Here is a 25,635-nt window from a genome sequence, read left to right as displayed (position 1 = left end):
GGGATCGAGGGATGATTCCGCGGGAGATCCTGAGGAAGGTCCGCCGCATCGAGATCACGACGCGGGGGCTCGTGGACCAGGTGTTCTCGGGCGAATACCACTCCGTGTTCAAGGGACGCGGCATCAACTTCGCGGAGGTCCGCGAGTACGACTACGGCGATGACATCCGCACGATCGACTGGAACGTGACCGCCCGCACCGGGACGCCCCACGTCAAGATCTTCGAGGAAGAGCGCGAACTCACGGTGATGCTCCTCGTCGACGTGAGCGCGTCCGGCGATTTCGGCACGCGGGAGCGCATGAAGGGAGACCTCGCCGTCGAGGTGTGCTCCCTGCTCGCCTTCAGCGCGATCAAGAACAACGACAAGGTCGGGCTCATCATCTTCAGCGACCGCGTCGAGAAGTTCGTCCCGCCGCGGAAGGGCCGGCGGCACGTCCTGCGCGTGCTGCGCGAGATGCTCTACCACGAGCCCGCGGGCCGGACGACGGACCTCGGCGCGGCGCTCGAATACCTCTCGCGCATTATCCGGCGGCGGGCCGTGGTCTTCGTCGTCTCCGACTTCGTCTCGAAGCCCTTCGAAAAGGCACTCGGGGTCGCGGGCCGGCGGCACGATGTCGTCGCCCTCCGGGTGAGGGACCGGCGGGAGTCGGAACTGCCGCCCATCGGGCTCGTGGAACTCGAAGACGCGGAGACGGGAGAACGGCTCGTCGTCGACACTTCGAACCGGGATTTCCGTGCCGCGTTCACGAGCCGCGGGGAGGAGGCGCGGGCGGCACAGGACCGGACGTTCCGGCGCAGCAAGGTCGACGTCGTGGACCTCTGTCCGGGGCGACCCTACCTGCGGCCGCTGATGCGCTTCTTCGAGGAGCGGGGGCGGCGCATATGAGTCGCGGAGCGGGGGACGGGTACCGGCGCGCCGCGATCGTGAGCCTCCTGCTGGCGTGCGGGGCTTTCGGAGCGGTCGGGGAGCTCCGGGGGCAGTCGCCGCGGGTCACGATCGATCCGGATACGACGGAGATTCACGTGGGCGATCCGCTCGCGCTGCGGCTCTCCGTAGAACACCCGGCGGACCTCGCGGTGCGCTGGCCCGATTCCCTCTCGCTGGGCCCCTTCGAGGCGCTGGCGCTCGAAGCGAGCCCATCCGAAGCCTCGGGGGACGGCGCCCGGACCGCGGCGGTGCTTCACGTGACCGCCTTCGAACTCGGGGAACTCGAGATCCCGTCCTTTACCCTGGAACTCACGGATGGAGGCGACGGGACGGCCACCGTCTCCACCGACCCGGTCGTCATCGGCGTGACCACGGTCGGGCTCGACGAGAGCGGGGACATCCGCGACGTGAAGGGACCGCGCGCGATCGCGCGAAACTGGCTCCTCCTGTGGCCGTGGCTCCTGCTCGCCCTGATGCTCGGTGCTCTGGGGTATTGGTGGGGGCGCCGGCGGCGTCGCACCCCGGATCGGGCCGATTCCGGGCCGCCCGTCCCGGACCGGCCGCCGCACGAGGTCGCGATCGAGGCGCTGGACCGGCTAGAGGCGTCTCCTCTCCTGGAGCGCGGCGAGATCAAGCTCTACCACGTCGAAGTGTCCCGGATCATCCGCGCGTACGTCGAGGGGCGCTACCGGATCTGGGCGCTGGAGATGGTCACGCCGGACGTGATCTCGAGCCTGGGACATGCCGGCGTGGACCCCGGGATTCGGACGGCCTTCGAGCGCTTCCTGGACCGCTGCGATCTCGTGAAATTCGCGAAGTCGCGGCCGGCCGACGCGGCGTGCCGCAGCATCCTGGCCGACGCGCGCACGCTGGTGGAGCGGACGAGATTCGTGCCGCCGCCCGTCGCGGAGCCGGAAGCGACCACCGCCGACGGAGCCGAGGCGACCACCGCCGATGAGGCCGAAACGACGGCGGATGACCGGACCGGGGCGGCCGTTCCATGATCCACCGGTTCGCGGATCCCGCGTTTCTCCTGCTCCTGCTCCTCCTCGTCCCGGCACTCGCGTACCGGCACCTGGCGAAGGGAGGGCGGAAGGCCGGCGCCCTGCGCTACCCGGATCTCGCGCTCCTTCGCCACGCGGGGGCCGAGCGCACGGGCCGCCTGCGCCATGTGCCGCTGGGGCTGCGACTCCTCGCCCTCAGCGCGCTCATCGTCGCCTTCGCCCGCCCCCAATCCGCCACGACGAGCGAGGACGTGTCGACCGAGGGCGTCGACATCGTCATGGCCCTCGACATCTCCAGTTCCATGCTCGCGCAGGACCTGGCGCCCAACCGGCTGGAGGCCGCCAAGGAGGTCGCGGCGGACTTCGTCGAGCGCCGGCGCAACGATCGCATCGGACTCGTCGTGTTCGCGGGTCAGGCGTTCACCCAGGCGCCGCTCACGATCGATCACCCCGCCATCTCCGCGGTCATGGCCGAACTGGAGGTGGGGATGGTCGAGGACGGGACCGCGATCGGACTCGGACTCGCGACCGCGCTCAAGCGGCTCGAATCCAGCCAGGCCGAATCGCGGATCATCGTCCTCCTGACCGACGGCCGGAACAACCGCGGCGAGATCGATCCGGCGACCGCCTCCCAAATGGCCCGCGCCCTGGGGGTCAGGGTCTATACGATCGGGGCCGGTTCGCGGGGGACGGCCCCGGTTCCCGTCGATGATCCCGTCTTCGGGCGGCGCCTCGTATCGATTCCCGTGGACGTCGACGAACCCACGCTCACCGAGGTCGCGGAAGTCACCGGGGGACGGTACTTCCGGGCGACGGACCGCGAGAGCCTCGAACGCATCTACGAGGAAATCGACGCCCTCGAGACGACGGAGATCGACGTGCAGAGCTTCACGCGGTACGGCGAACTCTTCCACTTCCCGCTCGCGGCGGGACTCGGACTGCTGCTGCTCGAGATCGGGCTCGCGCAGACGGTCCTGCGACGACTGCCGTAGCGCGGGGGAGGCGAGATCGTGTTCCGCTTCGGGTTCGTCACGGCGCTCTTCGGGCTGGCGCTCATCCCGCTGGTCGCCGGACTGATGTGGCGCGGGGCGGCGCAGCGGCGCCGGGCGCTGGCGCGCTTCGGCGATCTCGCGCTCGTCCGCCAGTTGAGCCGGAGCGTGAACCCGCGGGCCCGGTCGTGGAAAGCCGTCGGACTCCTCGCCGTGCTCGGCCTTTCCGTCGTCGCCGTCGCCCGCCCGCAGTTCGGCTCGCGCGTGGAGACCGTCCGCCGCGAGGGCATGGACATCGTCGTCGCCCTCGACCTCTCCACTTCAATGCTGGCGGAGGACCTCGCCCCCAACCGCCTGCAGCGCTCGAAGCTCGAAATCCAGCGCCTCATCGAACGGCTGGATGGAGACCGCATCGGCCTCATCGCCTTTGCCGGCCAGGCCTTCGTCCAGAGCCCGCTGACCTCGGACTACGGCGCCGCGCGACTCTTCCTCAACGCGATGGACACGGACCTCGTGCCCGTGCAGGGGACGGACCTCGGAGCCGCGCTCGAACTCGCGCTCGACGCCTTCTCCGACGCGCCGGTGGAGGAACGCATCATCATCGTCGTCACCGACGGGGAAGACCACGAGGGGGGCATCGGGCCGGCCGTGGATCGCGCGCTCGAGGCCGGGGTGACGATCCATACCGTCGGCGTGGGTTCGACGGACGGCGTCCCGATTCCCGAGTACGACGCGACAGGCCGGCCGGCCGGGTTCAAGCGCGACGAAGCGGGGGCGGTCGTCACGACCCGGCTCGACGAAACGACGCTGAGGCAGATCGCGACGCGGACGGGCGGACAGCTCTACCGCAGCACGCCCGAAGCGAGCGAACTGACGGCGCTCATCGAGGAGGTGGCGGAGCTGGGCGGACGGGAGATCGATGCGCGCGAGGTCACCCGGTACGAGGAGCAGTTCCAGATATTCCTCGGAGCGGCGATTCTCCTATTGTTCCTGGAAGGCCTGTGGACGGACCGGAAGAAGACGGTCAGGGTCTGGAGAGGGAGGTTCTCGTGAGTACGACGCGCGGCGGCAGCCGACTGTGGCTGTCCATGGCCATCGCGGTCGTCGCGGCTGCGGCGCCCGCAGAGGCGCGCGGGCAGGCGGGACGCGCGGAGACGCGCGAGGGGAACCGCCTCTACGAGGAGGGACGCTTCGCCGAGGCGCACGAGAAGTACCTCGAAGCGCTCCTCGAGGCCCCCGACTCCCCCATCATCCGGTTCAACGACGGGAACGCGCTCTACCGGGGCGAGGACTACGAGTCCGCGCTGGAGTCGTTCCGCGCCGCGGTGGAGAGCGGAGACCCGGAGTTGGCGTCGGCCGCGTGGTACAACCTCGGGAATACGCTCTACCGGCAGGGGGCGCTCCCCCAGAGTCTGGAGGCCTTCAAGCAGGCGCTGCGGGCCGATCCGGGGGACGCCGACGCCAAGCACAACCTCGAGCGCGTGCTCGAACAGATGCAGGAGCAACAGCAGCAGCAGGGCGACGGCGAGGACGACGAGGAGAACGAAGACGAGAGCGAGCAGCAGCCGCAGGGCGGCGAGCAGGACCAGGACTCCGAACAGGACCCGCAGGATCAGCCTCAACAGGACCCGAACGAGGATCCGCGGAGCCAGCCGAACCCCGAACAGGACCCCGAACAGAGTCCGGACGAATCGGAGCCGCAGCCGCAGGAGGGAACGCCCCCACCCGGTGAGATGACGAGAGAGGAGGCGGAACGGCTGCTGGATGCGATCCGGGAGGATCAGGATGAGGTGAACCGCCAGCCGCGCACGCCGGCGCGCGGCACGAGGCCGCGAAGGGATTGGTGATGCGACCCGTTCGGCTCCCCGCCCGCCGCGGGCGCCTGTCCTCGGTCGCCGTGCTCGGCTGGCTCGCAGGCGCCCTTCTCGCTCCGGCGCTTTGGGGGCAGGATGTCGCCGCCTCGGCGCACCTCGACCGCGGGGAGGTCGGGGTCGGGCAGACCTTCACGCTCAACGTCGTGCTCGAAGGCGTCCAGCGCTTCGACCAGGACCCGGTCCTTCCCGACCTGGGCGCCTTCGCCGCCTTCCTGAGCAGCGGGACACAGACCTCGGTACGGATCGTGAACGGCCGGACGACCGTTTCGCTCACGGTGCGGTACCGCTTCCAGGCGACGACGGAGGGGACGTTCGAGATCGGACCGGTGTCGGTCGAGGCGGGCGGAGAGACGCTGACGACGGAGCCTCTGAGCCTGCGCGTGTCGTCGGCCCCCCAGCCGGCGCCGGGAGCGGGGGGAGCGCCGGGGGGGCAGCCTTCCGATCCGGCGACCATCGGCCCGGACGACCTCTTCGTCGTCGCCGAGCCGAACAAGCGCCGCGTACGCGAGAACGAGCCGGTCATCGTCGAATACCGACTCTTCACGCGCGTCAACGTGAGTTCGTACGGGGTCACACGACTCCCCGGCACGGCGGGCTTCTGGGTCGAGGAGTTCGACCTCCCGCAACAGCCGCAGGTCGAGCAGGTCGTGCGGGACGGGGTCGCGTACGCGACCGCCGTGATCCGGAAAGCGGCGCTGTATCCGACGGGGCCGGGCCCGAAGACGCTCGAGCCGCTCGCGATCGAGGCGCAGGTCCGCGTGCAGCGGCGTTCGCGCGATCCGTTCGACGATGTGTTCGGGGGATTCCTCAACCGCAGTTCCCTGTTCGGGGACGTCGTTTCGACGGGCGCCGCTTCCCGTCCGGTGGAGATCGAGGTGCTCCCCCTCCCCGCCGAGGGACGGCCCGCAGACTTCACGGGCCTCGTAGGGGATCTGGCGGTCGGGAGTTCCGTCGACCGGGACAGCCTGGCCGCGAACGAGGCGGTCACGCTGCGCGTGGAGGTGTCGGGTTCCGGCAACCTGAAGGCGCTGGCGCCGCCGGAACTCGCTTTTCCGCCGACGGTGGAGGCCTTTCCGCCGGAGGTGTCGGATCGCCTGCGAACCACCGAGGCGGGCGTTTCGGGGACGCGGACGTGGGAGTACGTCCTCATCCCCCGGGCGCCCGGGACGCTGACGATACCTGGCGTGGACATGGGGTACTACGACACTGCGGCGGACCGCTACGAGATCGCCTCGGCGGCGCCGGTCGAGTTGCGGGTCACGGGCCGGGCGGTCGAGGACGCGCTGCCGGGAACACGCGCGCGCGGCTCCGTCGAGGCGCTGCGCTCGGACATCCGCTTCATCCGGACCGATACGCCGCGCTTCCGCCGCCGGGGCGAGACGCTGTTCGACCAGGTGTGGTTCTGGATCGTCGCGCTTGCGCCCGTCGGCATGGTGGCGGGCGCGGCCGGGCTGCGTCGGCGCCGCGACCGGCTCGCCGGCGACCAGGCCTACGCCCGCGACCGCCGGGCCGCCCGCGTGGCGAAGAAGCGCCTCGCCCGGGCCGCAGGGCTCGCGGGAGGCGACGATGCGCGGGCCTTCTACGCCGAGACGGCCCAGGCGCTGGAGGGGTTCGTCGCCGACAAGCTCGACACCTCCGCCGCCGGGATGATCCGCGACGACCTCCGCGCCACCCTGCTCCACCGCGGCGCCCGCGAGCCCACCGTCGAGGAGTACTTCGCGGCCCTGGAGGCCTGCGACCGGCAGCGGTTCGCCCCGGTCGGCGCCGAGGTCGAAGAACGCAGGGCCTTTCTTGCCCGCGCCGAGTCCGTGCTATCCGCCCTCGCGGGAGACCTCCGATGAGGGCGCGTCGAGCCGTGGGGCGTCCACACAGGCTCGCAGTCGCCGTGCTCCCGGCGGTCGCGCTCGCACTGGCGCCGACGACCGCTCACGCCTCGGCGATCGGACTCGCAACGCCGCAGGAAGCCGCGCCCGCCCCGGCCCCCGCGGATCGGTTCCAGGCGGGGAACAGCCTCTACCAGGCGGGCGACCATGAGGGCGCCCTCGATGCCTGGCTCGGACTGTATGAGGACGGGTTCGAGAGCGGCGAACTCTACTACAATATCGGCAACGCCTACTTCAGGCTCGGGGAGCTGGGCCAGGCGATCCTCTTCTACGAGCGCGCCAGGGTCGCACTTCCCCGCGATGAGAGCGTGCGCACGAACCTGGAACTCGCGCGCTCGCTGACGGCCGACCAGATCACGCCGCTTCCCGGATTCTGGGCGCCCCGCGTCGTCAGGTGGGCGGTGCAACTCGTGCCGCGCGGCTGGCTCATCGCGATCCTCGCGCTGGGCTACCTGGGGCTGGCGTCCATCCTGCTCTACCGGCTCCTCTCCACGGGACCGCCGTACTGGACCCGCCACGCCGCCGTGGCCGCCGCAGCGCTCACCCTCGTCGTCGGCACGAACCTCCTGATTCGCGAGTTCGGTATCGGACGCGCGGAGCGGGGCGTGATCCTGCAGACGGAGGCCGCCGTCCAGAGTGCGCCCTCCGACGATCCTTCGCTGCAGCTGTTTACGATTCACGAAGGGGCCGTCGTGCGGATCGACCGGAGATCGAGCGACTGGCTCGAGATCGTGCTGGAGGACGGAAAGGTCGGCTGGGTCCGAGTCGGAGACCTCGAAACGATCTAGCGGCCCGCAGCAATGCCTGCGTCAGCTAGCCGCGCGAACCCACGGGAATCGCGTCTCGCCGGATCTCCGTCGAGTAGTACTCCCAGAGCAGGCGCGCCGCGACGCTCCGCCAGGGTCGCCAGCGGCGGGCGATCTCCCGGAGCGCCTTCTCGTCGGGCCGTTTCTCGAGGCCGAGCGCGCGTCCCGCCGCGCTTCGCAGCGCAAGGTCGCCCGCCGGGAAGACGTCGGTGTGGCCGGCGCAGAAGAGGAGGTAGACCTCGGCCGTCCACACGCCGATCCCCTTGAGGGACGTCATGGCCGCGATGGATTCCTCGGCGGGCATGAGGCACAGAGCTTCGGGGTCGAGACGGCCGCTCCGTACTGCCTCCGCGGCGCGTTTCAGCGTCATCTCCTTGGAACGGGACAGTCCGATCCGGCGGCACTGCGCATCGGAGAGCCGGGCCACCCGTCCCGGGTCGCAGCCCCCCGCCTCTTCCACGAGCCGCTGCCAGATCGCGGCGGCCGCCGCCTTCGAGACCATCTGCGCAACGATGGTCCGGGCGAGACCCTCGAAGCCCGGAGTCCTTCGCCGCAGCGGTACGGGCCCCGCCCGCTCGATCACCTCCGCAAGCCGGCCGTCGATCCTCGCCAGCGCCTCGAGGCCCTCGGCAATATCGTCCGGCGTTTCTATTGTTCTTCCGGGCATTTCGTCCCTCCCCGCGTTCCCGAGGGAACGTTCGACGCGCTCTCTGGCCGATCCCGGTCATTGGCGTCAGTCTTATTGCGTGCAACGTCGAACGATGATCAAGACCGTGGGGGTCGCGACGCTGGGCTCGAGCCTCGGCGCGTGCTCCCCCGCGTGGCGCCGTTTTTCTCCGGGCCCCGCCGCCTCGAACCTCCCCCTCGTCCGCGTGGCACCGGACCGCGTCATCCGAACCACCGTGGGCCTCAGACCCTTTCGACCCGCCGGTTTCCGCGTGGCAGTGGAACGGCTGGACGAGAAGACCGTCATCCACAACTACGGCCACGGCGGCGCGGGAATCTCCCTTTCCTGGGGGACGGGGCTGCTCGCGTCCGAACTGGCCGAACCTCATCCTTCGCGGCAAGCCGCCGTCATCGGAGCCGGCGCCGTCGGTCTCGCCACCGCACGGCAGCTCCAGCGCCGCGGGTTCGACGTGACGATCCATGCGCGCGCACTCCCGCCGGACACGACATCGAACATGGCCTACGCGGGGTTCTCGCCGCTCTCCAACCTCGTGTCGGCGCCGGAACGGACTCCGGCCTTCGACGCCCAGTTCGACCGGGCCGTCCGCGCCTCCTACGAGCAGATGCAACTGTTGGCCGGAGCCGGGCGCGGCGTGTCGTGGATGACGACGTACTCCTGGACGAACCGCCTTGCCGGTCGGCGGGCGGAAGATTCCGGACTCGACGAGACCGAGAGCGGCCTCGACCCGGACGTCGATGTGGGCGCCACCCTGCTGCAGCCGGGAGAACATCCCTTTCCCGGTACCTATGCCCTCCGCAGGCCGACCCTCCGCATCGAGCCTTCGATCTATCTCGACCGGTTGATGGAGGAGTTCCTCCTCTTCGGCGGACGCGTGCGGATCCGGGACTTCGAGACGCCCCGCGACCTCATGTCGCTCGACGAACCGCTCATAGCCAACTGCACCGGTCTCGGCTCGCACGCCCTGTTCGGCGACGAGACGATGACTCCCATCAAGGGTCAACTCACCTTCCTCGCCCCGCAGCCCGAGATCGACTACAGCCTCGAGGGCAGCGTGCCGGGCGGCGGCCGCATCGGGGTCCTTCCGCGTTCGGACGGGATCGCGCTCGGACACGTGATGGAGCGCGGCGACTGGAGTCTGGAACCGCTCGAGGAAGAGATCACGACCCGGCTCGATCGCGCAGGCCGCCTCTTCGCGGCCATGGCAGACCATCCGTCCGGGCTCGGCGCAGTCGCCGCCGCCCCACGGTCGCCCGCCATGCGCGACGCGCTCGAAGGCGATCCCGTCCCGGCGGCCCCTCCCCCGGTCGAGAGCTTCTACGACATCGAGTCCTAGCAACCGGTAGCTGCCAAGACGTCGGTCAGCCGCCGAACCGCTCCGCCAGCCGGTCGCGAAGCCGGCGCGCGACCGCTTCGAGCACGGCGGCGTCTTCATCGGCGACACCGCGGACCGAGAGCGCGACCCCGGGCGCAATCTCGATCCGGGACCACGTTTCCACGTCGCCCGCCGGAACGCCGCCGCGGCCGGCGAGCTCCCGGAGAACGGCCAGCAACGCGGCCAACTCCGATTCGTCGAACTCCGAATGGTCGGCGGGAGCGGCCGCCGCTTCCTGAGGCCAGTCCGGCTCCTCCTCCCGTATCATCAGCCTGTCCTCGAGGGCGGCATGCCGCGCCCGCGGGGCGGCGAAAGCGACCGGCGCCTCGAGCCGTTCCGGTACGTCCAACGTTGGCGGCGACGCAGCCGGGCCGGCGGACCGGGCAGAGAGGAGATCGGCGGTCACGGCGATCCGTCCATCCGCGACGCCCGCGATCAGTTCCGGCGACGATCCCTCGAACACGGCGCCGATCTCGCGGAGCGGGGTCGCGGGCACCCTCCCAGCGCCTTCCGCCTCGCGGACCCGTCGAATGAAGAGGAGGCGGTCCCGCACGAGCTTCGGATAACGGGTCTTCGGCCCCCTCCGGCCGACACGCGGAAGCAGTCCGACCTGCACGTAATAGGCGATCGTGCGCCGGCTGAAACCCGTCTCCTCCTCCAACTCCCGCGCCGTGTAACTGCGCATGTCGTTTCCGCTGCTCCAGCGTCCGAGTGACATCTGCTGTCGTTTACCGACGGCAACCGTTGACTTATCAGAACCTCCGCCTTACTCTCAACAGAGTATCAACACTGACAATATCAAGGAGTGGAGAGATGAACCAGATCACGACCGCCATCGCCGGCCTCGAGATCGGCGAACCGACGTTCTGCGGCGGACTCACGGTGTTCCCCCTGCTTTCCCGGGAGACGTCGGATCTCGATTACGTGCTGCTCGGGGAAGGGCTTCGCGAGGATCGGATCACCGTGCGCGAGGTGTCCATGGGGGGCAGCGTCCCCGACCTCGAGGTGGAAAACCGGGCCGACCGTCCCGCGCTCATCGTGGACGGCGAGGAACTCGTCGGCGCCAAGCAGAACCGGGTCGCCAACCTCACGCTGCTGCTCCCCGCCGGGAAGACGACGATCATCCCGGTCTCCTGCGTGGAGCAGGGGCGTTGGTCCTACGACAGCCCGGGGTTCCAGGTGACGGACCGGCTGCATTTCGCGAGCGGGCGCGCGGAGCGATACGCGAGCGTGCAACAATCGATGCGCAGCGAGGGGACGCGGCGCTCCGACCAGGGCCGGGTGTGGAGCGCGATCGACGATAAGGCGGTGGCGATGGACGCCCCGTCGGAGACCGGAGCGATGAGCGAGATCTTCGAGCGTCACGCGAAGGCGCTGGACGACTACGTGCGGGAGGTGGAGGCCGCTCCGGATCAACTCGGCGCCATCTTCTCGGTGGCGGGCGGCAGCTACGGTCTGGACCTCTTCGACCGTCACGCCACCCTCGCCGCATTCCTCCCGAGGCTCGTGCGAAGCTACGGCGTCGACGCGCTGGAACGGCGCACGAAGGGGGACAAGGCGGCGCCTGCCTCCGCGGCGCGCGATTTCCTCGACCGCTTGAGCGCGGGATCCTTCGATGACCACCCGGCGGTCGGCCTTGGGCGCGATGTGGGGATCGTCGCCGACGGCGCCATTGGAGGCGCGCTTGTCGTGGACGAGACCACCGTACACCTGACGGGGTTCTCCAACCCCCTGGCCGGCCGCGGCGACCGCGACGACGAACGGGTATACGCGAACTATCGCCAGAGGCGCGACGCCCTGCGCCGGCGGCACGCGAGCTAGCCGGGAACACGGCGCGGCCGCCTCCGTCGCTGCGTCCCCGGCTGGAACTGGCCCGCCATCCCCACCACCTTACGCGACCCGCCAGCGGGTTGGCGGCGTGCCGGCCAACGATCGCGTGGAGGACGGTTGAAAGCACCGGGGCGGGGCCGCGAGGCGGCGATGGTCTTCATCTTCATCACCGTCTTCATCGACGTTCTGGGGATCGGGATCATCGTCCCCATCCTCCCCGAACTCATCAAGGAGTTCACGGGAGGAAGCACGGCGCGCGCGGGGCGCTGGTTCGGGGTCCTGGCGGCAACGTACGCCGTCACCCAGTTCTTCTTCGCGCCCATCCTGGGGTCGCTCTCGGACCGGGTCGGGCGCCGGCCCGTCATCCTGATCTCGCTCTTCGGCCTCGGGATCGACTACATCATCATGGGGTTCGCGCCCTCCATCGGCTGGCTCTTCGCCGGCCGCCTCGTCGCGGGCGTGATGGGCGCGAGCATCACCGCGGCCAACGCCTACGTCGCCGACGTGTCCGAACCCGAGAAGCGGGCCCGGAACTTCGGTCTCATCGGCGTCGCCTTCGGCCTCGGCTTCATCTTCGGCCCCGCCATCGGGGGCCTTCTGGGCGGCATCGGCCTGCGGCTTCCCTTCTTCGCTGCGGCGGGACTCGCCCTGCTGAACGCGCTCTACGGCATCTTCGTCCTGCCCGAATCGCTGCCGCCGGAGAAGCGCGACGCCTTCAGCTGGAAGAAGGCCAATCCGGCCGGGAGCCTCGATGTGCTGCGTTCATACCCTCTGGTGGCGGGCCTCGCCGTGTCTTTCGTGTTCATCATCCTGGCGCAGCGCGGCCTCGAGACCGTGTGGGTGCTCTACACCGGGCACAAGTTCGGGTGGAACGAACTCGCGAACGGACTGTCGCTGGCGCTCGTCGGTCTCATGGCGGCGATCGTGCAGGGAGGACTCGTGCAGCCCGTCATCAAGCGCATCGGAGAGCGCCGGGCGGTCCTGGGCGGGCTCGTGCTGGGCATGATCACCTACCTGGGCTACGGCCTCGCCACGCAGGGATGGATGCTCATCGCGTTCATCATCTTCGGCTCGATCGGCGGCGTCGCGGGCCCCGCACTCCAGAGCCTCGTCGCGGGCGCGGTGGAACCGCAGGACCAGGGGAAGGTCCAGGGAGGCCTCCAGTCGCTCATGAGCCTGACCGGCATCCTCAGCCCCCTGATCTTCACCGCCGGCCTGTTCAGCTACTTCACGTCACCCGCCGCGCCGTTCCAGCTTCCCGGCGCGCCCTTCCTCCTCGGCGCCGTGATGTACGCCACGGCCTGGGTGCTCGTGTTCCGCCTCTTCCGCCGCATCCCCGCCGCGTAGCTGGCTGGCGGGAACAAGGGCCGTGGATGGATCACGGATGCGGCAGCATGGAATTTACTCGCGCTCCCGCTGCATGGCCCTCAGCATGTGCGGCGCCCACCCCTTTAGGTGTTGAACATTGGGACGGGTGGATTCGTACCAGGTGCCGCGCTTCTCACCGTGTCGCTTGAGAAGACCCTCTCGGACCATCCGCCCCAGTAGCCGAGTGGCTTGCGCGGGTCCGATACCGCACAACTCCGCCGCTTCCCTGCGTGTGATCTTCCCCTCAGACAGGGCGTACAACTCCACGCGCACTTCCTGCTGCGCGGGCGTCAGTCCGTGCGGGGGCAGACCCGGATCGTCCGAGAGCCGTTCGCGAGCCTTGTCGGAGAGCTGGTAGGAGCGCTTTCCGCCGCGTCCCCGAACGGTGGCGAGTTCCCTCTCCACCAGAGCGCGCAGGTGCTCCGCAGCATTGGCCTCGCCCAACTGGATGACGCGTCCCGCCTCTACTTCGGTGACCCGGGGTTCGGATCGGAGGTGGTGCAAGAGCAGGAGGCCCTGATGGCTCAATGGACCCCCGGCGCGCTCCTCCTCGACGATGAATCGAACGAATCCGAGGTTCGCCTGGCCGCCGGGCAGGACGAGCGTGACTCCGGCTGAGGTACTGCGTTCGTACGAGGGAGCGGATCGGCCCGAGCGAAGCTGGGCTTCGAATATCGTGTCGATACCGCGGGCCGTGCGTTCGACGATCCCGGCGCGCTTGAACGCGTCCGCCAACAGCGGATTGCGGGGCCTTGGATCGGTGACGAGCAGATTGGTCAGGTTCACGCCCTCGGGAAAACTGCCGGGGCTGGCGATCTCGAGGCGGTCGTCATGCCATTGTACATGGACCGCTCCGCGGCGGGTGTAATCGCGATGGACCAATGCATTCGCGATACCTTCGCGGAAGGCGCGCGGGGGGTAGTTCGGGATTCCGATCCGCGCCATCCCGACAAATGCTTCTTGTTCGCGGTTGTGCGACCGGAACCGCAACTCCAGTTCCTCCAAGACCCGCAACAGGGGCCACTTGAAGAAATCGTTGGCTTCCACATCCGTTTGCGAAAGACGCTGGAAGGCGACTTCGTGGGTCGGAACCGCAGAGGAGAGCGCCTCCCGCCGACCGAACAGCAGTAGTCCCAGGACGCGCACGACGATTCGATCTCCTTCCGTCTCCACGGCGCCCAAGGCCTTCGCGAGATCCAGGTTATCGAGACTAGGGAGCGCTTCGTCGCCACGACCCGGGTTCTCCGCGATTGAGCGGCGGAATCGATCGAACTCGAGCGGAGACAGGGCTTCCCAATCGACTTCAGGGAGCGGGAGAGCGGTGTAGTCGAGCAGCCCGGAATCGGCCCGGCGCGACTGCATCTCATGGAAGTGATAGGGGTGACAGGCAGGTTTCCCGTCGCCACCCAGGACGCGTCGCAGATACCTGCCGTCCGCCGTGCCCACCGGCTGGCTGGACACGGGGACTTCGATCGCAAGGATGTCCTTGTCGTCCACCGAGGCCAACTCGGCGCGTACGGTCAGCGAAGGCCGAGTTCGGTTCGCGATCATTGCCTGGAGTCGTTGCAGATCGGTCGCCCCCGCTTCGTGACGTGGGCGCGCGCCGGATATGACTCCGTTGTCTTCCACCCCCAGGAGAAGCCATCCCCGCTCGGTCCCGGACCGATTGGCCATGCACACCACGGCTTCCAACAAATCTCCGTCGGATAGCCGCCCGGAGGCTTCGCTCTTGAATTCAACTTCAAGCGATTCTCCACCAACGATCAACGCCTTCAAGCGATCCTTCGTCATCTCCCTCCTACGGCAGTTTTGGTCTTGGCTCGTTAAAGTCGAAATGAACGAAAAAATGAATCATCGTCGTCACGCTTATGGATCATGATCCATAATATCGAATCGTCGTCCTTCCGCCAAAACCCCAATGATCGGGCTGCGGATCTTCGTCGGAGACCAGGCAACGCAGGGCCGGGCGCTGTCGGTGGAAGAACTCCGCGTGGTCCGCCATCTGTCGGACCATCCGGGAATCGACGCGGCGGCTGCGGCCGGACTCTGCCGACTGACGCACGTGGGAGCGCTTGAAATGCTTGCCCGCCTGGAACGGGATTCATTCCTCTGTTCGTCGCGAAGCCGAGCCGGACGTCTACCGGATCTTGCGGGCGAGCATCCGCGATCAGGTTCTCCCTCCCCCGGTCATTTCCGCCGAGTCTGGGATGGCAAGGTGCATGGAATCGTGCGTGATCACGTTTCAGGAGGGAAACGTGGTAACATCAGGCTCGGATGATACATTTCTTCCTTCCTCAACTCGCTGCGCCATACCGACCTGCGCGTGACCAGCCCGCATCCGCGCAATTCCCGCCCCTTGGGGAGAAAATGCGCGTACCGCGCAATTCGGATCTCCGGTTCGTACCGTTCCGGCACCCAAGGCGCGGGTGGGCACCTCCAGGCGGAGAGACGGTCGCAGGTGTGGAGTCTGAAGAACGGCCAACCGTGGGGATGGCCTTTGCCGCGAACCTCAGCCGGAGCCCTCGGCGAACGGCGCCGTTGTTTCTTCCTCCGACTTTTCTTCCGGTTCCGGGTTCAAGATCAACCTCATTCATGGCACGCTGGAGCACCGCAGCGGTCTCGAGCCAACTGCGACGAAACGCCTCGTCCGCACCTCACCAGCATCCTGAGCCCCCTGATCTTCACCGCCGTCAGCTACTCTACGTCACCCGCCGCGCCGTCCGTGCGCCGACTTCGTTTGGCCCACACGGTCGGCGGGTTACTTCCATCGGGCGCGTAACTGGGCGTTGACATCGTCCAAGCTGAAGTCGTCGGGGTCGAAGCTGCCGATCCAGTCCACCATGTCCTCGTGCTGCTCGTGGCTGCGGTCGCCGAGCGCCTCGATCATCTCGTAGTAGCCCCACAAGCCACCGCAGTCCTCCGGCGGGCAACTCCGCTTGCCCGCGATGCACGTCGGGAGACGGATCGCCGGGTCGAAGGGCAGAACCCATCATCATCCCACGGACTCGGGGGCGCGTAGCGCCGCTCCCCCTGCCGGAAGTGATGGAGATGGTAGTTGTCCCAGCCCATCACGATCTGCAACACGTCGTGCAGTTCCGCGAGCGATGTCGTCGGCGACACGAGAAAGCGTCGCCAGATCGGGGGTTTCGCGCCGGTGAGCGCAACTCTGAGTTGGTAGGTCCTGCTCCGGGCTGTGGTCATCGCTCAGACCCGTCGTCCTTCGTCTCGCAGCCGGCGAACGTTCTCGGGGCTCAGGTCGATCGGGCCGAGCGTGGCGTGCCGCAGTTCGATCCGGTGCAGGAGAGTCTCGACATCGACCGGCCGGGGACGCACGGAAGCCTCCAGCCGCGCCAGGATCTCGCGGTTCAGGCTGCGCCCGTTGCGAACCGCCGCGTCCTCGAGCGTCCGATGAAGGCGTGTGGACATCCCGTGCAACGTAATTCTCGTCATGATTCCGTCTCGTGTTCCGGCCGAAGTAGCAACGAGTTCCAAGCTTATCGGCACCGGCACCGCCAGTCGACCGCCCATGCCTAGACTCGCGGCTCCCGCTGCTACTCGTCGGACGCTCCGAGTTGCTGGAGGAGGAAGGCGAGTTCCATCGCCGCGTTGCGGACGTTGCGGCTGAAGGAGCGGCCGCCCGCGTGGCCCGTGCGCGGATCGTAGTCGAGGATCACCGGCAAGCCCGAACTCGAGGCGGCTTGTAGCCGTGCGGCCATCTTGCGGGCCTGCAGGGGGGGGACGCGGGTGTCGAGGTCTCCCTGGGTGAGCATCACCGCGGGGTAGTCCACGCCGTCGCGGACGTTCTGGTACGGGGAGAAGGTCCGCAGCACCTCGAACTCCTCGGCCACGGCCGCGTTCCCGTACTCCAGCAGCGCCGGCATGTTGTTCGTGTCGGTGAACTGGTAGAAGCGGACCATGTCGAGGTCGGGCAGCCCGCAGTAGACGGCGCGGAAGAGATCCGGCCGCTTCGTGAGGGAGGCGGCGACGAGGAGGCCGCCGTTGCTCCCGCCGCGGATCGCGAGCCGGTCCGGGTTCGTGTAGCCGTTGTCGACCAGCCACTCCGCTGCCGCGATGAAGTCGGCGAACACGTTCGGCTTGTCCTCAAGCATGCCGGCCCGGTGCCACTCCTCGCCGAACTCGCCGCCGCCCCTCAGCGTCGCCATCGCGTACACGCCGCCCTGCTCCAGCCACGCCGCGGCGCGGGCGTCGAAGCGGGGCAGCAGGTTCACGTTGAAGCCGCCGTACCCGTACAAGAGCGCGGGCGCCTGCCCGTCCAGCGCGATTCCCCGGCGGTGAGCGATGTACATCGGGGCCCGCGTCCCGTCCTCCGAGGTATACCACACCTGCTTCAGTTCGTACGCCGAGCCGTCGAAGGGGACGGATGACGGTCGCCACTCCTCCGTCTCCATCGTCTCGAGGTCGAGCTTGAAGATGGTGGAGGGGGTGAGGAGCGAGGTCAGCGTGAGGAGAGCCTCGTCTCCGTCCTCTCCGTCGTCGCCACCATGCGAGCGCAGCGTCGCCACGTGGTGCGGGGGGATCGGGACCTCGCGCTTCACCGCGCCGTCCGGCCCGTAGCGCACGATCCGGCTGCTCACGTCGCGCAGGTAGTCGGCGTACAGATCGTCGCCGATGAACCGGTACCCGGTGAGGAGATCCTCCCCCTCGGGCAGCACCTCCCGCCACCGCGACGGGTCGGGATCCGGGTTCTCCAGCTCCACCGCGAGAATCCGGTTCTTCGGCGCATCCAGGTTCGTGAGCAGGTAGAGTTCGTCGTCGACGAAGCGGGTGCCGAAGCGGGCGGGTGCGCCGACGATGAGCGGCGCGGGCGCCGTCCCGGCACGGAGGTCGTGCACGTAGACGTCCGTCCGCGCCCAGCCGTGCTGCACGGTGTAGACGAGCCAGCGGCCGTCGCCCCCCTGCGAGAAACCCACGAACCGCTCGGGGCCGTACCCTTCCCCGAACAGTTCCTCGTCCTCCTCGATGTCCGTCCCCAGCCGGTGGTAGCGGATCCGCGCCCCCGTCTCCCGCGACCGGCGGCTGTAGTAGAAGCCGTCCCCTTCCGGATCGAATGAGACGTTGCCGTACAGGTAAGTCGGCAGCCGGTCGGGCAGATCCTCGCCGCTCTCCAGGTCGCGGATGCGGTACTCCCGCTCGTCCCGGCCCCCGTCCCGGATCGCGTAGATCATGAGACGGCCGTCGGGCGAGAAGTCGACGATGCTCACGCTGGTCGTGGCGTCGTCGCGGAGATCGAGCGGGTCGATGACGACCTCGAACTCGCCCTCGGGGTCCACCGGGAGTCCATCGGGTTCGTCGGGCGCCGGCCGGCGATAGATCGCGCCCACCTCGCGGCCCGGCTTCCGGAACGAGAAGTACTCGTGGTCGCCCGCCCGCCGAGGGAAGATCCCGCCGGGCGCGTCCATCAGCTCGCGGAGCCGCCCCTCGAGGCCCGCCCGCAGCGGCGTGTCGCCCACGATGAGTTCCGCGTAGGCGTTCTGCTCGTCGATCCATCCGCGCGTCTCGGGACTCTCCTGGTCCTCGAGCCACCGGTAGTCGTCGGTGAACGCGACGCCGTGCAGGGTGTCGACGACGGGGATCCGGGCGGTCTCGGGCGGGGGAGGATACGTCTCGCACGCCGCCACGCAGACGGCCAGCGCGGCGAGCGCGGCCAGCCGAAGCGGCGGAAGAACGCGGCCGCCGGGCACGGCGACGGCGCGGGCGCGGGGTGTCGAGTCCGCCATGGCGCCTCCTGTCAGGCGGTCAGGGGGTGACGGTCACCCGGACGTAGGCGTTGCTCCAGCAGCACTGGTTTCCGGCGGAACTGTCGTTCGCGTCCCAGTTGTCGACGCGCGCGCGGAGGATGTACTCGCCCGGCTCGCGGAACGTAACGGCGGTCGTCGCCTCGCCGATCCCGCCCGCCACGGTGATCTGCCACGGCTCGAACTCCACCGGCGCGGCGGGACCCTGGTGCTTGAACCAGGTCACCTCCACGTCGACCTCCTGGTTCACCAGGTCCTCCGAGTCGCGGACGGAGACCTCCTCGGTCCACAACTGGAGCGTGAGCGGCTCGCCCACCTTCGCGCTGCGCGGCTCGCCCCACACGCCCTGGACGTGCTGGCCCGCCTCCCCCTCGCGGTCGAAGCGAACGAGCGGCGGCACCGACCCCATGGCACGCGGGCCGTAGTCGAGTTGCAGCGCCGGAGCGAACACCCGCGCCGGCACCGAGGAGGTCACCCCGTTCGCCGTGATCGTCCACACGACGCGCTCCTCGCCGTCCTCCCAGCTCGACGGCACGGTGACGGAAAACACGCCCCGGTCGCGACGCGGCCGGACCGGGAAGTGCGTCGGCTGCATCCCGTCGAACTCGCGCGGCTCGATGTGGTTCTCTGCGCCGAGCCGGACGTCGAGGACTTCCTGCGTGTTCAGGTTGAGGTAGCCGAACGAGAAGGTGAAGGAGCCGTCGTCGTTCCGGTACCAGCCCTCGAAGAAGGGAGCCACCGGCTCCCCCTTCGCCGGGATGGGCGCGAGCGGGAGCCGCTGCACCTGCTGGGCGTGCACGGATGCCGGCCCCCCGATCAGGGAGGCCGGCGCCACCTGCGCGGCGACCAGGACGGCCGCGATATGTGCGATCCGCATGTTCCGTCTCGGTTGCAGGTCAGTTGTTGTCGTTGACGTCGTCGTTGTCGTCGTCGGTCGCGAGCTTCTTCTCACGCTCCTCGACCAGCCGCTGGTAGCCTTCCTCCGTGAGGTGCGTCACGGCGAGCCACGCGTGCGACATCTCGTCCCCGGTGCGGTCGCCGCGGGCGTACCAGATTTCGGGGTCCGGCGTCAGTTCGTTCTCCGCCGTGTTATCGTACCACCCGGTCATGACGAGGACCGTCCCGGGCGGGAGCAGCGGCGCGACGTCATCCTCGTAGATGTAGCTGTGATGCCAGCGGGCGTCGAAGTCCGTCACCATGCTGATCAGCTCAAGCCTGCCGTTCGGGTAGAGCGCCTGGATCGACATCGCGTGCAGGTGGACATGCCCGTGCGGCTGGAAGCTGTCGAGCCTCACCGGGTGGTCCCAGCGCATGAACCCCTGCGTCATCGCGGTGCCCCCCGGCGCCAGCGCGATGTCGCCCCTGAGGGGATAGAGGCGCAGGTCCTGCTGGAACTCCGGCTCGTAGCCCTCCTCGTGGAACCAGATCCCGAGTTCGACCTGGTCGCCGGGGACGTCGTATCCCATGGGATAGTAGTGGGCGTCCCACTCGATCATGTCGTTCGCCTTCAGGAGGCGGCCCGCATCCCCCGGCACGAGTTCGCCGACCTTGCCCATGGCGTACTCGGAGAGACTCTGGAAGCGCTGATACTCCCCGTCTTCGCCGAGCCGCAGAAGGCGGGGGATCGCGTGGTGGAGGACCTGGCGCCCGGCCGGGAACGAGGGGCGCGTCTCGAACGCCCTCACCCAGCGGTCCTCTTCGAGGCCCGTCGGCACCCGCGGCCGCCACCAGGTGTCGCCGCCCTCGGCCGGCACGTCGAACGGCTTCGACTTGATCACGTGATCGGGCGGGCCGATGAGGTCCTCGAGCTGCCACTTCTGCTCGCTCGGCCACTCGATCGGCGGCGGCATGTCGGACGGGTCGCCCTCCGGCGCTCCGGCGTCCGCCCACGCGACGACCGTCTCGATGTCCTCCTCGCTCAGCCGCCAGTCATCCTTGATGTCCTGGATCCCGATGCCCGTGTCGAGGTGGAAGGGGGGCATGAGCCGCTTCGAGACGAGATCCTTCATGCGCGAAGCCCAGCGGCGCGTGTCCCGGTAGGTGAGGAGCGACATCGGACCCACGGATCCCGGCCGATGGCAGATCTGGCAGTTCGCCTGCAGGATCGGAGCGACATCCTTCGAGAAGGTGACATCGGCTTCGGATCCGTTCGCGCCGCTGACGCCAGCGGCGGTGGGGCCCTGCGCCGCAAGTTGGGCGAACGAGAGGCCGAGGGTCACCGGAACGACGAATGCGGCCGAGGTCGCCGCACGCGACCAGGCGGGGCCGGAACGACCGTGCGATCCACGCATGAGACATCCTCCTTCGGAGCGCTGGGGCGCGACGCCCTGATTGTCCTGATAGACTGCGAAGAAACCGCCCGCCCGTGCAAGGAGTCGACATTCGGTCCCCGGCGAGCCCTTGCGTTCATCGCTTGAAGGGGTTAAGCAGATTCAGTCCCGGGAGCGAGTCCCGGGAGCGAGTCCCGGGCAAGGCACACCCCCAGACCCGGGAGGCACGATGTCCTGCTTCAGGCTCTTCTCCCTTGCTGTGTCCCGCGCCGCCGGAATTCGAATGACGTTTGCGGCACGCGTGGCCTTGTGGGCCATGCTCAGTGCACGGCCGTCCCGCCGCGTTGTGGCGGTTGGCCTCCTCCTTACGATACTGATCCCCTTCGTGCCGCTGGGGCACGCCCACGCCGAGACCGTCGGTCACGAGGCTGACGACGTCCCCGCCGTCGAAACCGGGGGGGGCGAGGGCAAGGAAGAGGCCGCCGCCGTCCATGGCTGCTCGCGGTACATCACGACCGGTTCGTCACGGCCGGGGCGCGGCGTGCTCACGCTAAGTATTTGTTCACTGCAGTCGATGCCCGGGACGTTTGGCCTCGTGAGCTGCGAGTTCTGCACCTGCTGGTACAGGATGCACGATGGTCGAACGGTGAATCTCAACCAGGTCGACTGCGGTGGCCCCATAGTCATCATTTCGAATCCGAGTGGTGACGAATGTGGTGAAGACGTTTGCTGAGTGAAATACGGGGAGGGCGAGCGTCGGCGCTCCTCCTCCGCCGGCTCCTCCCGATCACGGTGGCCGCCCTGGCAACCTGGGCCTGCGGCCAGGGGCACGCCGGCGACCGACCGGACGTCGGTTCGAGCAGGGAGGTCGTGGTTAACGAGTTCGCGCGGGAGTTGCCGCCGGGCGGCATCCTCTCGCACGACATCCTGCTTGAGCGGGCTGTGGCGTTCGACCTGTTCGGGGATACGGTCGCGATCGCGGATGAGCTGGCGGGACGGGTCCAACTGTTCCGCTCGAGCGGGGATCATATCGCGACACTGGGTGGCCCCCCCGGGCGCGGGGATCCCGAGATCCTGCAGATCCCGATGCGCGTCGAGTTCGCCCCCGACGGGACGCTTTGGGTAGGCGACCCCGGCCGGGGGGTACTCGTCGGGTTCGCCCCCGGAGACACCGAGCCCCGGACCGTGCGGCTTCCCGTGGTCACGACCGCCGCCGGCTTCGGCGTCGATCATGTCATCGGCCCGGTGGGGCTCAGTACACAGCCGGGTTTTCTGCTCACGGCGTACGCGCTCGGCGACCGGCCTCTGAATATCCCGAGCGACGTTCCGGTTCCCGACGAGTTGGCGTTCGACCTGGAGGACCGGATGAGCCCCATGCATCTGATGGTGTCGGGCGGGCGGAAGGGCGAGGTGGTCCTCGTCGACGGGATCCGGACGATGCTGTGGCGAGTCGAACTGGAATATGAGCCCCCCTCGATCGTCGACATCTCGCGCATCCCGGTACCCGCGTGGCTGGTAAGGAGCACCAGGGCCGACATGGAGTCGATCGCGGAGGCCATCCCCGGAGCCGTGGCGCCCGGGTTCAAAGACGTGCGCGCCGGCGAGCGGGGGGTGTGGCTCGTCCCGGCGCTGGGTTCGATCGATGGCATGTTCGTGCCCTACGAGGCGGATGGCCGGGTGACCGTGCTGTGGCGCGATCCTCTGCTGGACTGGGCCTGGAGCAGCCGTCTCCTGGACGACGCGGCCTGGCTGTTGTATCCGGCCAGCCTCAAGCTGTTCATGATCAAGGATGGCCGCTGAGAGCTGCCGACCACGATATCGCCTCACCCGTAACACCCCCTCCCACCGCGTACCGACCCGTTGCGCCCCGCGAAACGTCCGGTCACGATGAAGTGTTAACCTGCCGGTCGGATCCCGACTAAGGCGGAAGCGCGGACAGCGAGGCGGACGGATGATGAAAGACAACTGGAGTTGGCGGTCCCGGCGATCCTCTTCTCTTCTTCTCCCGTTCCTGTTCGGAACCATCGCAGGCGGCCCGCTCGCGGCGCAGGGCCCCGGCGTGGAAGGCGCCGGGTGGACCTATCTCGGGGGCGACGCGTGGCATACCCGCTACACGCCGGCAACGCAGATCGACGCCTCCAATTTCGAGAGCCTCGAGGTCGCGTGGCGGTGGGACGCTTCGAGCTTCGGGCCGAGCACGGCGCGGGCCACACCGTCGTACGTCGATGGGAAGATGATCACGGTGACGGGCGAGAACCGGCACGTCATCGCCCTCGACCCAACCACGGGAAGACTCCTGTGGAGCTTCGCCGAACCCATGACCTGGCGGCACGAGTACTCGATGCGAAAGGCGTACGGCAAAGGCGTCGCCTACGCCGAGGTCGATGGACGCGGCGTCGTCTACATCATCAGTCCCGGGTTCTTCCTCTACGCGCTCGACGCCGACACGGGACAGCCGCTCGATGACTGGGGCGAGCCGGTGCCGCTGCCGGGATTCCCATCCTCGGGGACGGTGGACCTCGTGAAGGACCTCATCGAGGGATGGGGGCCGTGGGAAAACCTGAACCGGGAGTACGACCCGGATCAGGGGATGCCGCTCGAGATCGGGTACATCACCGCATCCTCTCCTCCCATCGTCGTGAACGACGTGGTCGTCGTCGGCAACTCCGCCGAGCAGGGATACAACCAGACCCGGAAGGAGATGGTCCCGGGCGACATCCTGGCCTACGACGCCCGCACGGGGGACTTCATGTGGAAGTTCCACATCATCCCGCGACCGGGTGAGTTCGGACACGAGACGTGGGAGAACGACGCGTGGCAGTGGACGGGTGACGTCTCCCCGTGGGCGCCGCTCTCCGCAGACCCGGAACTCGGACTCGTCTACCTCGTCACGAACGGCGCCACGATCGACTACTACGGCGGTTTCCACCCCGGCGACAACCTCTTCGGCACGAGCATCGTCGCGCTCGACGTGGAGACGGGAGAGCGCCGCTGGCATTTCCAGTTCGTGCACCACGACATCTGGAACTACGACACGCCGACCGCTCCCATCCTGATGGACGTCGTCGTGGACGGACGGCCGATCAAGGGCGTCTTCCAGGCGACGAAGCAGTCGTGGCTCTACGCGCTCGACCGCGAGACGGGCGAGCCCATCTGGCCCATCGAGGAGCGGCCGGTTCCGCAGTCGAAGGTGCCGGGCGAGAAGCTCGCCGAGACCCAGCCGCACCCGACTTGGCCGCTGCCCTACGACCTGCAGGGCCGCACGGAGCAGGACCTCATCGACTACACGCCCGAACTGCACGAGATGGCGCTCGAGTACGCGCGGGAGAACGATCTCTTCGTGCCGCTCTTCAACCCGCCGACGCACGTCGGGAACCCGGAAGGCGAGGGGCCGGCGCTCATCTGCCCCGGCGGCGGCGGGGGCGCGAACATCACGGGGCCGCCCGCCGCCGACCCGGTGAACGGGGTCGTCTTCGTCACGTCGACGAGCGGGTGCTCGCCGGTGATGGTGGCTCCGGGCATCGACTCCGAACTCGACGGGCCGGACCAGACGGGCGTCACGCACTCCGAGTTCTCCCGCGCGACGGGCGTCGTGACGGAGAACACGGCGGACCAGGCGACGGTCGAGGGGCTGAGGATCTGGAAGGGACCGGTCGGGCGGATCACGGCGATCGACGTGAACACGGGCGAACACCTGTGGATGATCCCGCACGGCGACGCGCCGGAGCGGCAGCAGGCGGTGATCCGCGACCATCCGATGCTGCAGGGGGTGGACGTGAATCCGAACCAGGGCCGGCGCGGCCACTCCGCCATGGTTGCAACTCCGACGCTCCTTCTTGCGTCTGGACAGACGAGCGATGGGACGCCGCACCTGTTCGCGATCGACAAGCGGACCGGCGAGCGCGTGGGCCAGGTGGAGTTGCCCGGCAACACGCGCTACGGGATGTCGAGCTGGGTCCACGACGGCAAGCAGTATGTGATCATTCAGCTGACGGACGGACTTGCGGCGATGGCCCTGCCCTGACGGCCACTGGGGCCGGAGGGGCCGAACCCTTTCAAGAGCGTAAGGAAGAAAAGAAAAATGCTGCGTGAACATCTGAATTCCGGACGCGCGGGCGTCTGCGTCGCCGTGGCGTTGTCCGTACTCGTCGCGGGGGCATGCATCGAGAGCGAGGACACGATGGAGCCCACGCCCGCGAACGAAGCGCCGGTCGCGGTGGGCGTCGTGCCGCCGGTGACGGTGGCGGCCGGCAACCATGTGATTGTGGACGTGTCGGGCTTCTTCCAGGATCCGGACGGCGACCCGCTCCTGTACGGCGCGGGGACATCGAACGCGCTCGTGGCCGGAGTCTCGGTCGCGGGCAGCAGGATGACCGTGGTCGGAGTCGGGACCGGCCAGGCGGGCGGGTTCCTCTTCGCGCGCGATCAGGCCGGCGGTGAAGCCGTGCAGAACTTCGTGATCACCGTGCCGAACCAGCCGCCGGTCGTCGCACAATCGCTCCCGGCACTGAGGCTGACGACGGGGCAGGTTCACCAGATCGACCTGTCGCAGTACTTCAGCGACCCGGAGGGCGACGACCTGACGTTCGGCGTCACGACCGCGAACACGCTTGTGGCGGTGGGGGCGGTGTCGGGCAACACGCTCACGGTCGTCGGCGTGACGGTGGGGAGCACGACGATCACGGTCACGGCGCGGGATGCGGACGGCGGCGAGGTCCAGCAGGAAACGCCGGTGGTCGTGAGAAGCCGCTAGCGAAGGCCGGACCGGCGGCGCCTGCGGAGCCGTTGCGGGCGGGTGGCGGGTGAAGATGTGACCCGTCCGGGGATTGCTTCGTGTTAGGTGTGGCACACCGAAACCCGGTTGGC

At 68.6% G+C, this 25,635-nt stretch carries 23 protein-coding genes; 14 read left to right on the top strand and 9 right to left on the bottom strand.

From position 1 onward, the window contains the following. The first annotated feature begins 11 nt into the window (after positions 1-11). The 7 genes from ACQY5G_RS07065 to ACQY5G_RS07035 are packed head-to-tail and all read left to right on the top strand — an operon-like array spanning position 12 to position 7,467. Positions 12-887, top strand: a complete 876-nt coding sequence (locus tag ACQY5G_RS07065; protein ID WP_428278312.1) for a DUF58 domain-containing protein — start codon at positions 12-14, stop codon at positions 885-887. Next, positions 884-1,933 carry a hypothetical protein gene (locus ACQY5G_RS07060; protein WP_428278311.1) on the top strand — a complete coding sequence of 350 codons (1,050 nt, stop codon included), beginning with the start codon at positions 884-886 and terminating at the stop codon, positions 1,931-1,933. The genes ACQY5G_RS07065 and ACQY5G_RS07060 overlap by 4 nt, the downstream gene beginning before the upstream one ends. After that, a complete protein-coding gene (locus ACQY5G_RS07055) occupies positions 1,930-2,925 on the top strand; it encodes a vWA domain-containing protein (RefSeq protein WP_428278309.1) in 996 nt (331 codons plus the stop codon). The genes ACQY5G_RS07060 and ACQY5G_RS07055 overlap by 4 nt, the downstream gene beginning before the upstream one ends. An 18-nt stretch (positions 2,926-2,943) precedes the next feature. Then, the gene (locus tag ACQY5G_RS07050; RefSeq protein WP_428278307.1) at positions 2,944-3,975 is read left to right on the top strand and encodes a VWA domain-containing protein; all 1,032 of its coding nucleotides are present in this window, start codon (positions 2,944-2,946) and stop codon (positions 3,973-3,975) included. Continuing rightward, a complete protein-coding gene (locus tag ACQY5G_RS07045) occupies positions 3,972-4,769 on the top strand; it encodes a tetratricopeptide repeat protein (protein WP_428278305.1) in 798 nt (265 codons plus the stop codon). The genes ACQY5G_RS07050 and ACQY5G_RS07045 overlap by 4 nt, the downstream gene beginning before the upstream one ends. After that, positions 4,769-6,637 carry a BatD family protein gene (locus tag ACQY5G_RS07040; protein WP_428278303.1) on the top strand — a complete coding sequence of 623 codons (1,869 nt, stop codon included), beginning with the start codon at positions 4,769-4,771 and terminating at the stop codon, positions 6,635-6,637. Before ACQY5G_RS07045 ends, ACQY5G_RS07040 begins: the two co-directional genes overlap by 1 nt. Beyond that, positions 6,634-7,467, top strand: a complete 834-nt coding sequence (locus ACQY5G_RS07035; RefSeq protein ID WP_428278301.1) for a tetratricopeptide repeat protein — start codon at positions 6,634-6,636, stop codon at positions 7,465-7,467. The genes ACQY5G_RS07040 and ACQY5G_RS07035 overlap by 4 nt, the downstream gene beginning before the upstream one ends. A 25-nt stretch (positions 7,468-7,492) precedes the next feature. Here the strand turns inward: ACQY5G_RS07035 and ACQY5G_RS07030 are convergent, their stop codons facing one another. Next, a complete protein-coding gene (locus ACQY5G_RS07030; protein ID WP_428278299.1) occupies positions 7,493-8,152 on the bottom strand; it encodes a DNA-3-methyladenine glycosylase family protein in 660 nt (219 codons plus the stop codon). Between the two features lie 94 nt (positions 8,153-8,246). Here ACQY5G_RS07030 and ACQY5G_RS07025 point away from each other — a divergent pair, with 94 nt between their 5' ends. Continuing rightward, complete coding sequence (locus tag ACQY5G_RS07025) at positions 8,247-9,506, top strand: FAD-dependent oxidoreductase (protein WP_428278297.1); 1,260 nt, start codon at positions 8,247-8,249, stop codon at positions 9,504-9,506. Positions 9,507-9,531: 25 nt separating this feature from the next. Here ACQY5G_RS07025 and ACQY5G_RS07020 read toward each other — a convergent pair whose 3' ends face one another. Continuing rightward, positions 9,532-10,230 (bottom strand): MerR family transcriptional regulator, encoded by a 699-nt coding sequence (locus ACQY5G_RS07020; RefSeq protein ID WP_428278295.1) that lies wholly within the window; start codon positions 10,228-10,230, stop codon positions 9,532-9,534. 128 nt (positions 10,231-10,358) lie between these two features. Between ACQY5G_RS07020 and ACQY5G_RS07015 the strand changes: the two genes are divergently transcribed. Both ACQY5G_RS07015 and ACQY5G_RS07010 read left to right on the top strand, forming a co-directional pair. Then, on the top strand, positions 10,359-11,366 hold the full coding sequence (locus tag ACQY5G_RS07015) for an ARPP-1 family domain-containing protein (RefSeq protein ID WP_428278293.1): 1,008 nt from the start codon (positions 10,359-10,361) through the stop codon (positions 11,364-11,366). Positions 11,367-11,525: 159 nt separating this feature from the next. Beyond that, a complete protein-coding gene (locus ACQY5G_RS07010) occupies positions 11,526-12,722 on the top strand; it encodes a TCR/Tet family MFS transporter (RefSeq protein WP_428278663.1) in 1,197 nt (398 codons plus the stop codon). A 54-nt stretch (positions 12,723-12,776) separates the two neighbouring features. Here the strand turns inward: ACQY5G_RS07010 and ACQY5G_RS07005 are convergent, their stop codons facing one another. From ACQY5G_RS07005 to ACQY5G_RS06975, 7 genes are all read right to left on the bottom strand, one after another. Further along, a complete protein-coding gene (locus tag ACQY5G_RS07005) occupies positions 12,777-14,534 on the bottom strand; it encodes an ATP-binding protein (protein WP_428278291.1) in 1,758 nt (585 codons plus the stop codon). A gap of 967 nt (positions 14,535-15,501) precedes the next feature. Continuing rightward, on the bottom strand, positions 15,502-15,690 hold the full coding sequence (locus ACQY5G_RS07000) for an IS1096 element passenger TnpR family protein (protein WP_428278662.1): 189 nt from the start codon (positions 15,688-15,690) through the stop codon (positions 15,502-15,504). Next, a complete protein-coding gene (locus ACQY5G_RS06995; RefSeq protein ID WP_428278290.1) occupies positions 15,627-15,944 on the bottom strand; it encodes a plasmid pRiA4b ORF-3 family protein in 318 nt (105 codons plus the stop codon). Before ACQY5G_RS06995 ends, ACQY5G_RS07000 begins: the two co-directional genes overlap by 64 nt. Positions 15,945-15,947: 3 nt before the next feature. After that, positions 15,948-16,193: a TraY domain-containing protein gene (locus tag ACQY5G_RS06990; protein WP_428278288.1), complete on the bottom strand. Its 246-nt coding sequence runs from the start codon at positions 16,191-16,193 to the stop codon at positions 15,948-15,950. Between the two features lie 101 nt (positions 16,194-16,294). After that, a complete protein-coding gene (locus ACQY5G_RS06985; RefSeq protein ID WP_428278286.1) occupies positions 16,295-18,481 on the bottom strand; it encodes a prolyl oligopeptidase family serine peptidase in 2,187 nt (728 codons plus the stop codon). 19 nt (positions 18,482-18,500) lie between these two features. Continuing rightward, a complete protein-coding gene (locus ACQY5G_RS06980) occupies positions 18,501-19,376 on the bottom strand; it encodes a hypothetical protein (RefSeq protein ID WP_428278284.1) in 876 nt (291 codons plus the stop codon). Between the two features lie 19 nt (positions 19,377-19,395). Beyond that, on the bottom strand, positions 19,396-20,790 hold the full coding sequence (locus ACQY5G_RS06975; RefSeq protein WP_428278282.1) for a c-type cytochrome: 1,395 nt from the start codon (positions 20,788-20,790) through the stop codon (positions 19,396-19,398). A gap of 208 nt (positions 20,791-20,998) precedes the next feature. On the opposite strand from ACQY5G_RS06975, the gene ACQY5G_RS06970 reads away from it, so the two are divergent. The 4 genes from ACQY5G_RS06970 (at position 20,999) to ACQY5G_RS06955 (ending at position 25,522) form a co-directional block, all read left to right on the top strand. After that, positions 20,999-21,502, top strand: coding sequence for a hypothetical protein (locus tag ACQY5G_RS06970; protein ID WP_428278280.1), 504 nt, complete (start codon positions 20,999-21,001; stop codon positions 21,500-21,502). Then, positions 21,496-22,569: a hypothetical protein gene (locus ACQY5G_RS06965; protein ID WP_428278278.1), complete on the top strand. Its 1,074-nt coding sequence runs from the start codon at positions 21,496-21,498 to the stop codon at positions 22,567-22,569. Before ACQY5G_RS06970 ends, ACQY5G_RS06965 begins: the two co-directional genes overlap by 7 nt. Before the next feature lie 151 nt (positions 22,570-22,720). Beyond that, positions 22,721-24,793 carry a PQQ-binding-like beta-propeller repeat protein gene (locus ACQY5G_RS06960; protein WP_428278276.1) on the top strand — a complete coding sequence of 691 codons (2,073 nt, stop codon included), beginning with the start codon at positions 22,721-22,723 and terminating at the stop codon, positions 24,791-24,793. A gap of 57 nt (positions 24,794-24,850) precedes the next feature. Further along, positions 24,851-25,522 (top strand): hypothetical protein, encoded by a 672-nt coding sequence (locus ACQY5G_RS06955; protein WP_428278275.1) that lies wholly within the window; start codon positions 24,851-24,853, stop codon positions 25,520-25,522. The last annotated feature ends 113 nt before the right edge of the window (positions 25,523-25,635 follow it).

The organism is Candidatus Palauibacter sp. (assembly GCF_965261555.1).
GTDB lineage: Bacteria > Gemmatimonadota > Gemmatimonadetes > Palauibacterales > Palauibacteraceae > Palauibacter.
The sequence above is the reverse complement of the archived record's forward strand: the minus strand, read 5'-3'. Positions and strand labels throughout refer to the sequence as shown.

Excerpts from the sequence above, each read along its gene's own strand:
- ACQY5G_RS07065 (WP_428278312.1), top strand. The coding sequence starts at position 12 with ATGATTCCGCGGGAGATCCTGAGGAAGGTCCGCCGCATCGAGATCACG.
- ACQY5G_RS07060 (WP_428278311.1), top strand. The coding sequence starts at position 884 with ATGAGTCGCGGAGCGGGGGACGGGTACCGGCGCGCCGCGATCGTGAGC.
- ACQY5G_RS07055 (WP_428278309.1), top strand. The coding sequence starts at position 1,930 with ATGATCCACCGGTTCGCGGATCCCGCGTTTCTCCTGCTCCTGCTCCTC.
- ACQY5G_RS07040 (WP_428278303.1), top strand. The coding sequence starts at position 4,769 with ATGCGACCCGTTCGGCTCCCCGCCCGCCGCGGGCGCCTGTCCTCGGTC.
- ACQY5G_RS07035 (WP_428278301.1), top strand. The coding sequence starts at position 6,634 with ATGAGGGCGCGTCGAGCCGTGGGGCGTCCACACAGGCTCGCAGTCGCC.
- ACQY5G_RS07030 (WP_428278299.1), bottom strand. The coding sequence starts at position 8,152 with ATGCCCGGAAGAACAATAGAAACGCCGGACGATATTGCCGAGGGCCTC.
- ACQY5G_RS07025 (WP_428278297.1), top strand. The coding sequence starts at position 8,247 with ATGATCAAGACCGTGGGGGTCGCGACGCTGGGCTCGAGCCTCGGCGCG.
- ACQY5G_RS07020 (WP_428278295.1), bottom strand. The coding sequence starts at position 10,230 with ATGCGCAGTTACACGGCGCGGGAGTTGGAGGAGGAGACGGGTTTCAGC.
- ACQY5G_RS07015 (WP_428278293.1), top strand. The coding sequence starts at position 10,359 with ATGAACCAGATCACGACCGCCATCGCCGGCCTCGAGATCGGCGAACCG.
- ACQY5G_RS07010 (WP_428278663.1), top strand. The coding sequence starts at position 11,526 with ATGGTCTTCATCTTCATCACCGTCTTCATCGACGTTCTGGGGATCGGG.
- ACQY5G_RS07005 (WP_428278291.1), bottom strand. The coding sequence starts at position 14,534 with ATGACGAAGGATCGCTTGAAGGCGTTGATCGTTGGTGGAGAATCGCTT.
- ACQY5G_RS06995 (WP_428278290.1), bottom strand. The coding sequence starts at position 15,944 with ATGACCACAGCCCGGAGCAGGACCTACCAACTCAGAGTTGCGCTCACC.
- ACQY5G_RS06990 (WP_428278288.1), bottom strand. The coding sequence starts at position 16,193 with ATGACGAGAATTACGTTGCACGGGATGTCCACACGCCTTCATCGGACG.
- ACQY5G_RS06985 (WP_428278286.1), bottom strand. The coding sequence starts at position 18,481 with ATGGCGGACTCGACACCCCGCGCCCGCGCCGTCGCCGTGCCCGGCGGC.
- ACQY5G_RS06980 (WP_428278284.1), bottom strand. The coding sequence starts at position 19,376 with ATGCGGATCGCACATATCGCGGCCGTCCTGGTCGCCGCGCAGGTGGCG.
- ACQY5G_RS06975 (WP_428278282.1), bottom strand. The coding sequence starts at position 20,790 with ATGCGTGGATCGCACGGTCGTTCCGGCCCCGCCTGGTCGCGTGCGGCG.
- ACQY5G_RS06970 (WP_428278280.1), top strand. The coding sequence starts at position 20,999 with ATGTCCTGCTTCAGGCTCTTCTCCCTTGCTGTGTCCCGCGCCGCCGGA.
- ACQY5G_RS06960 (WP_428278276.1), top strand. The coding sequence starts at position 22,721 with ATGATGAAAGACAACTGGAGTTGGCGGTCCCGGCGATCCTCTTCTCTT.
- ACQY5G_RS06955 (WP_428278275.1), top strand. The coding sequence starts at position 24,851 with ATGCTGCGTGAACATCTGAATTCCGGACGCGCGGGCGTCTGCGTCGCC.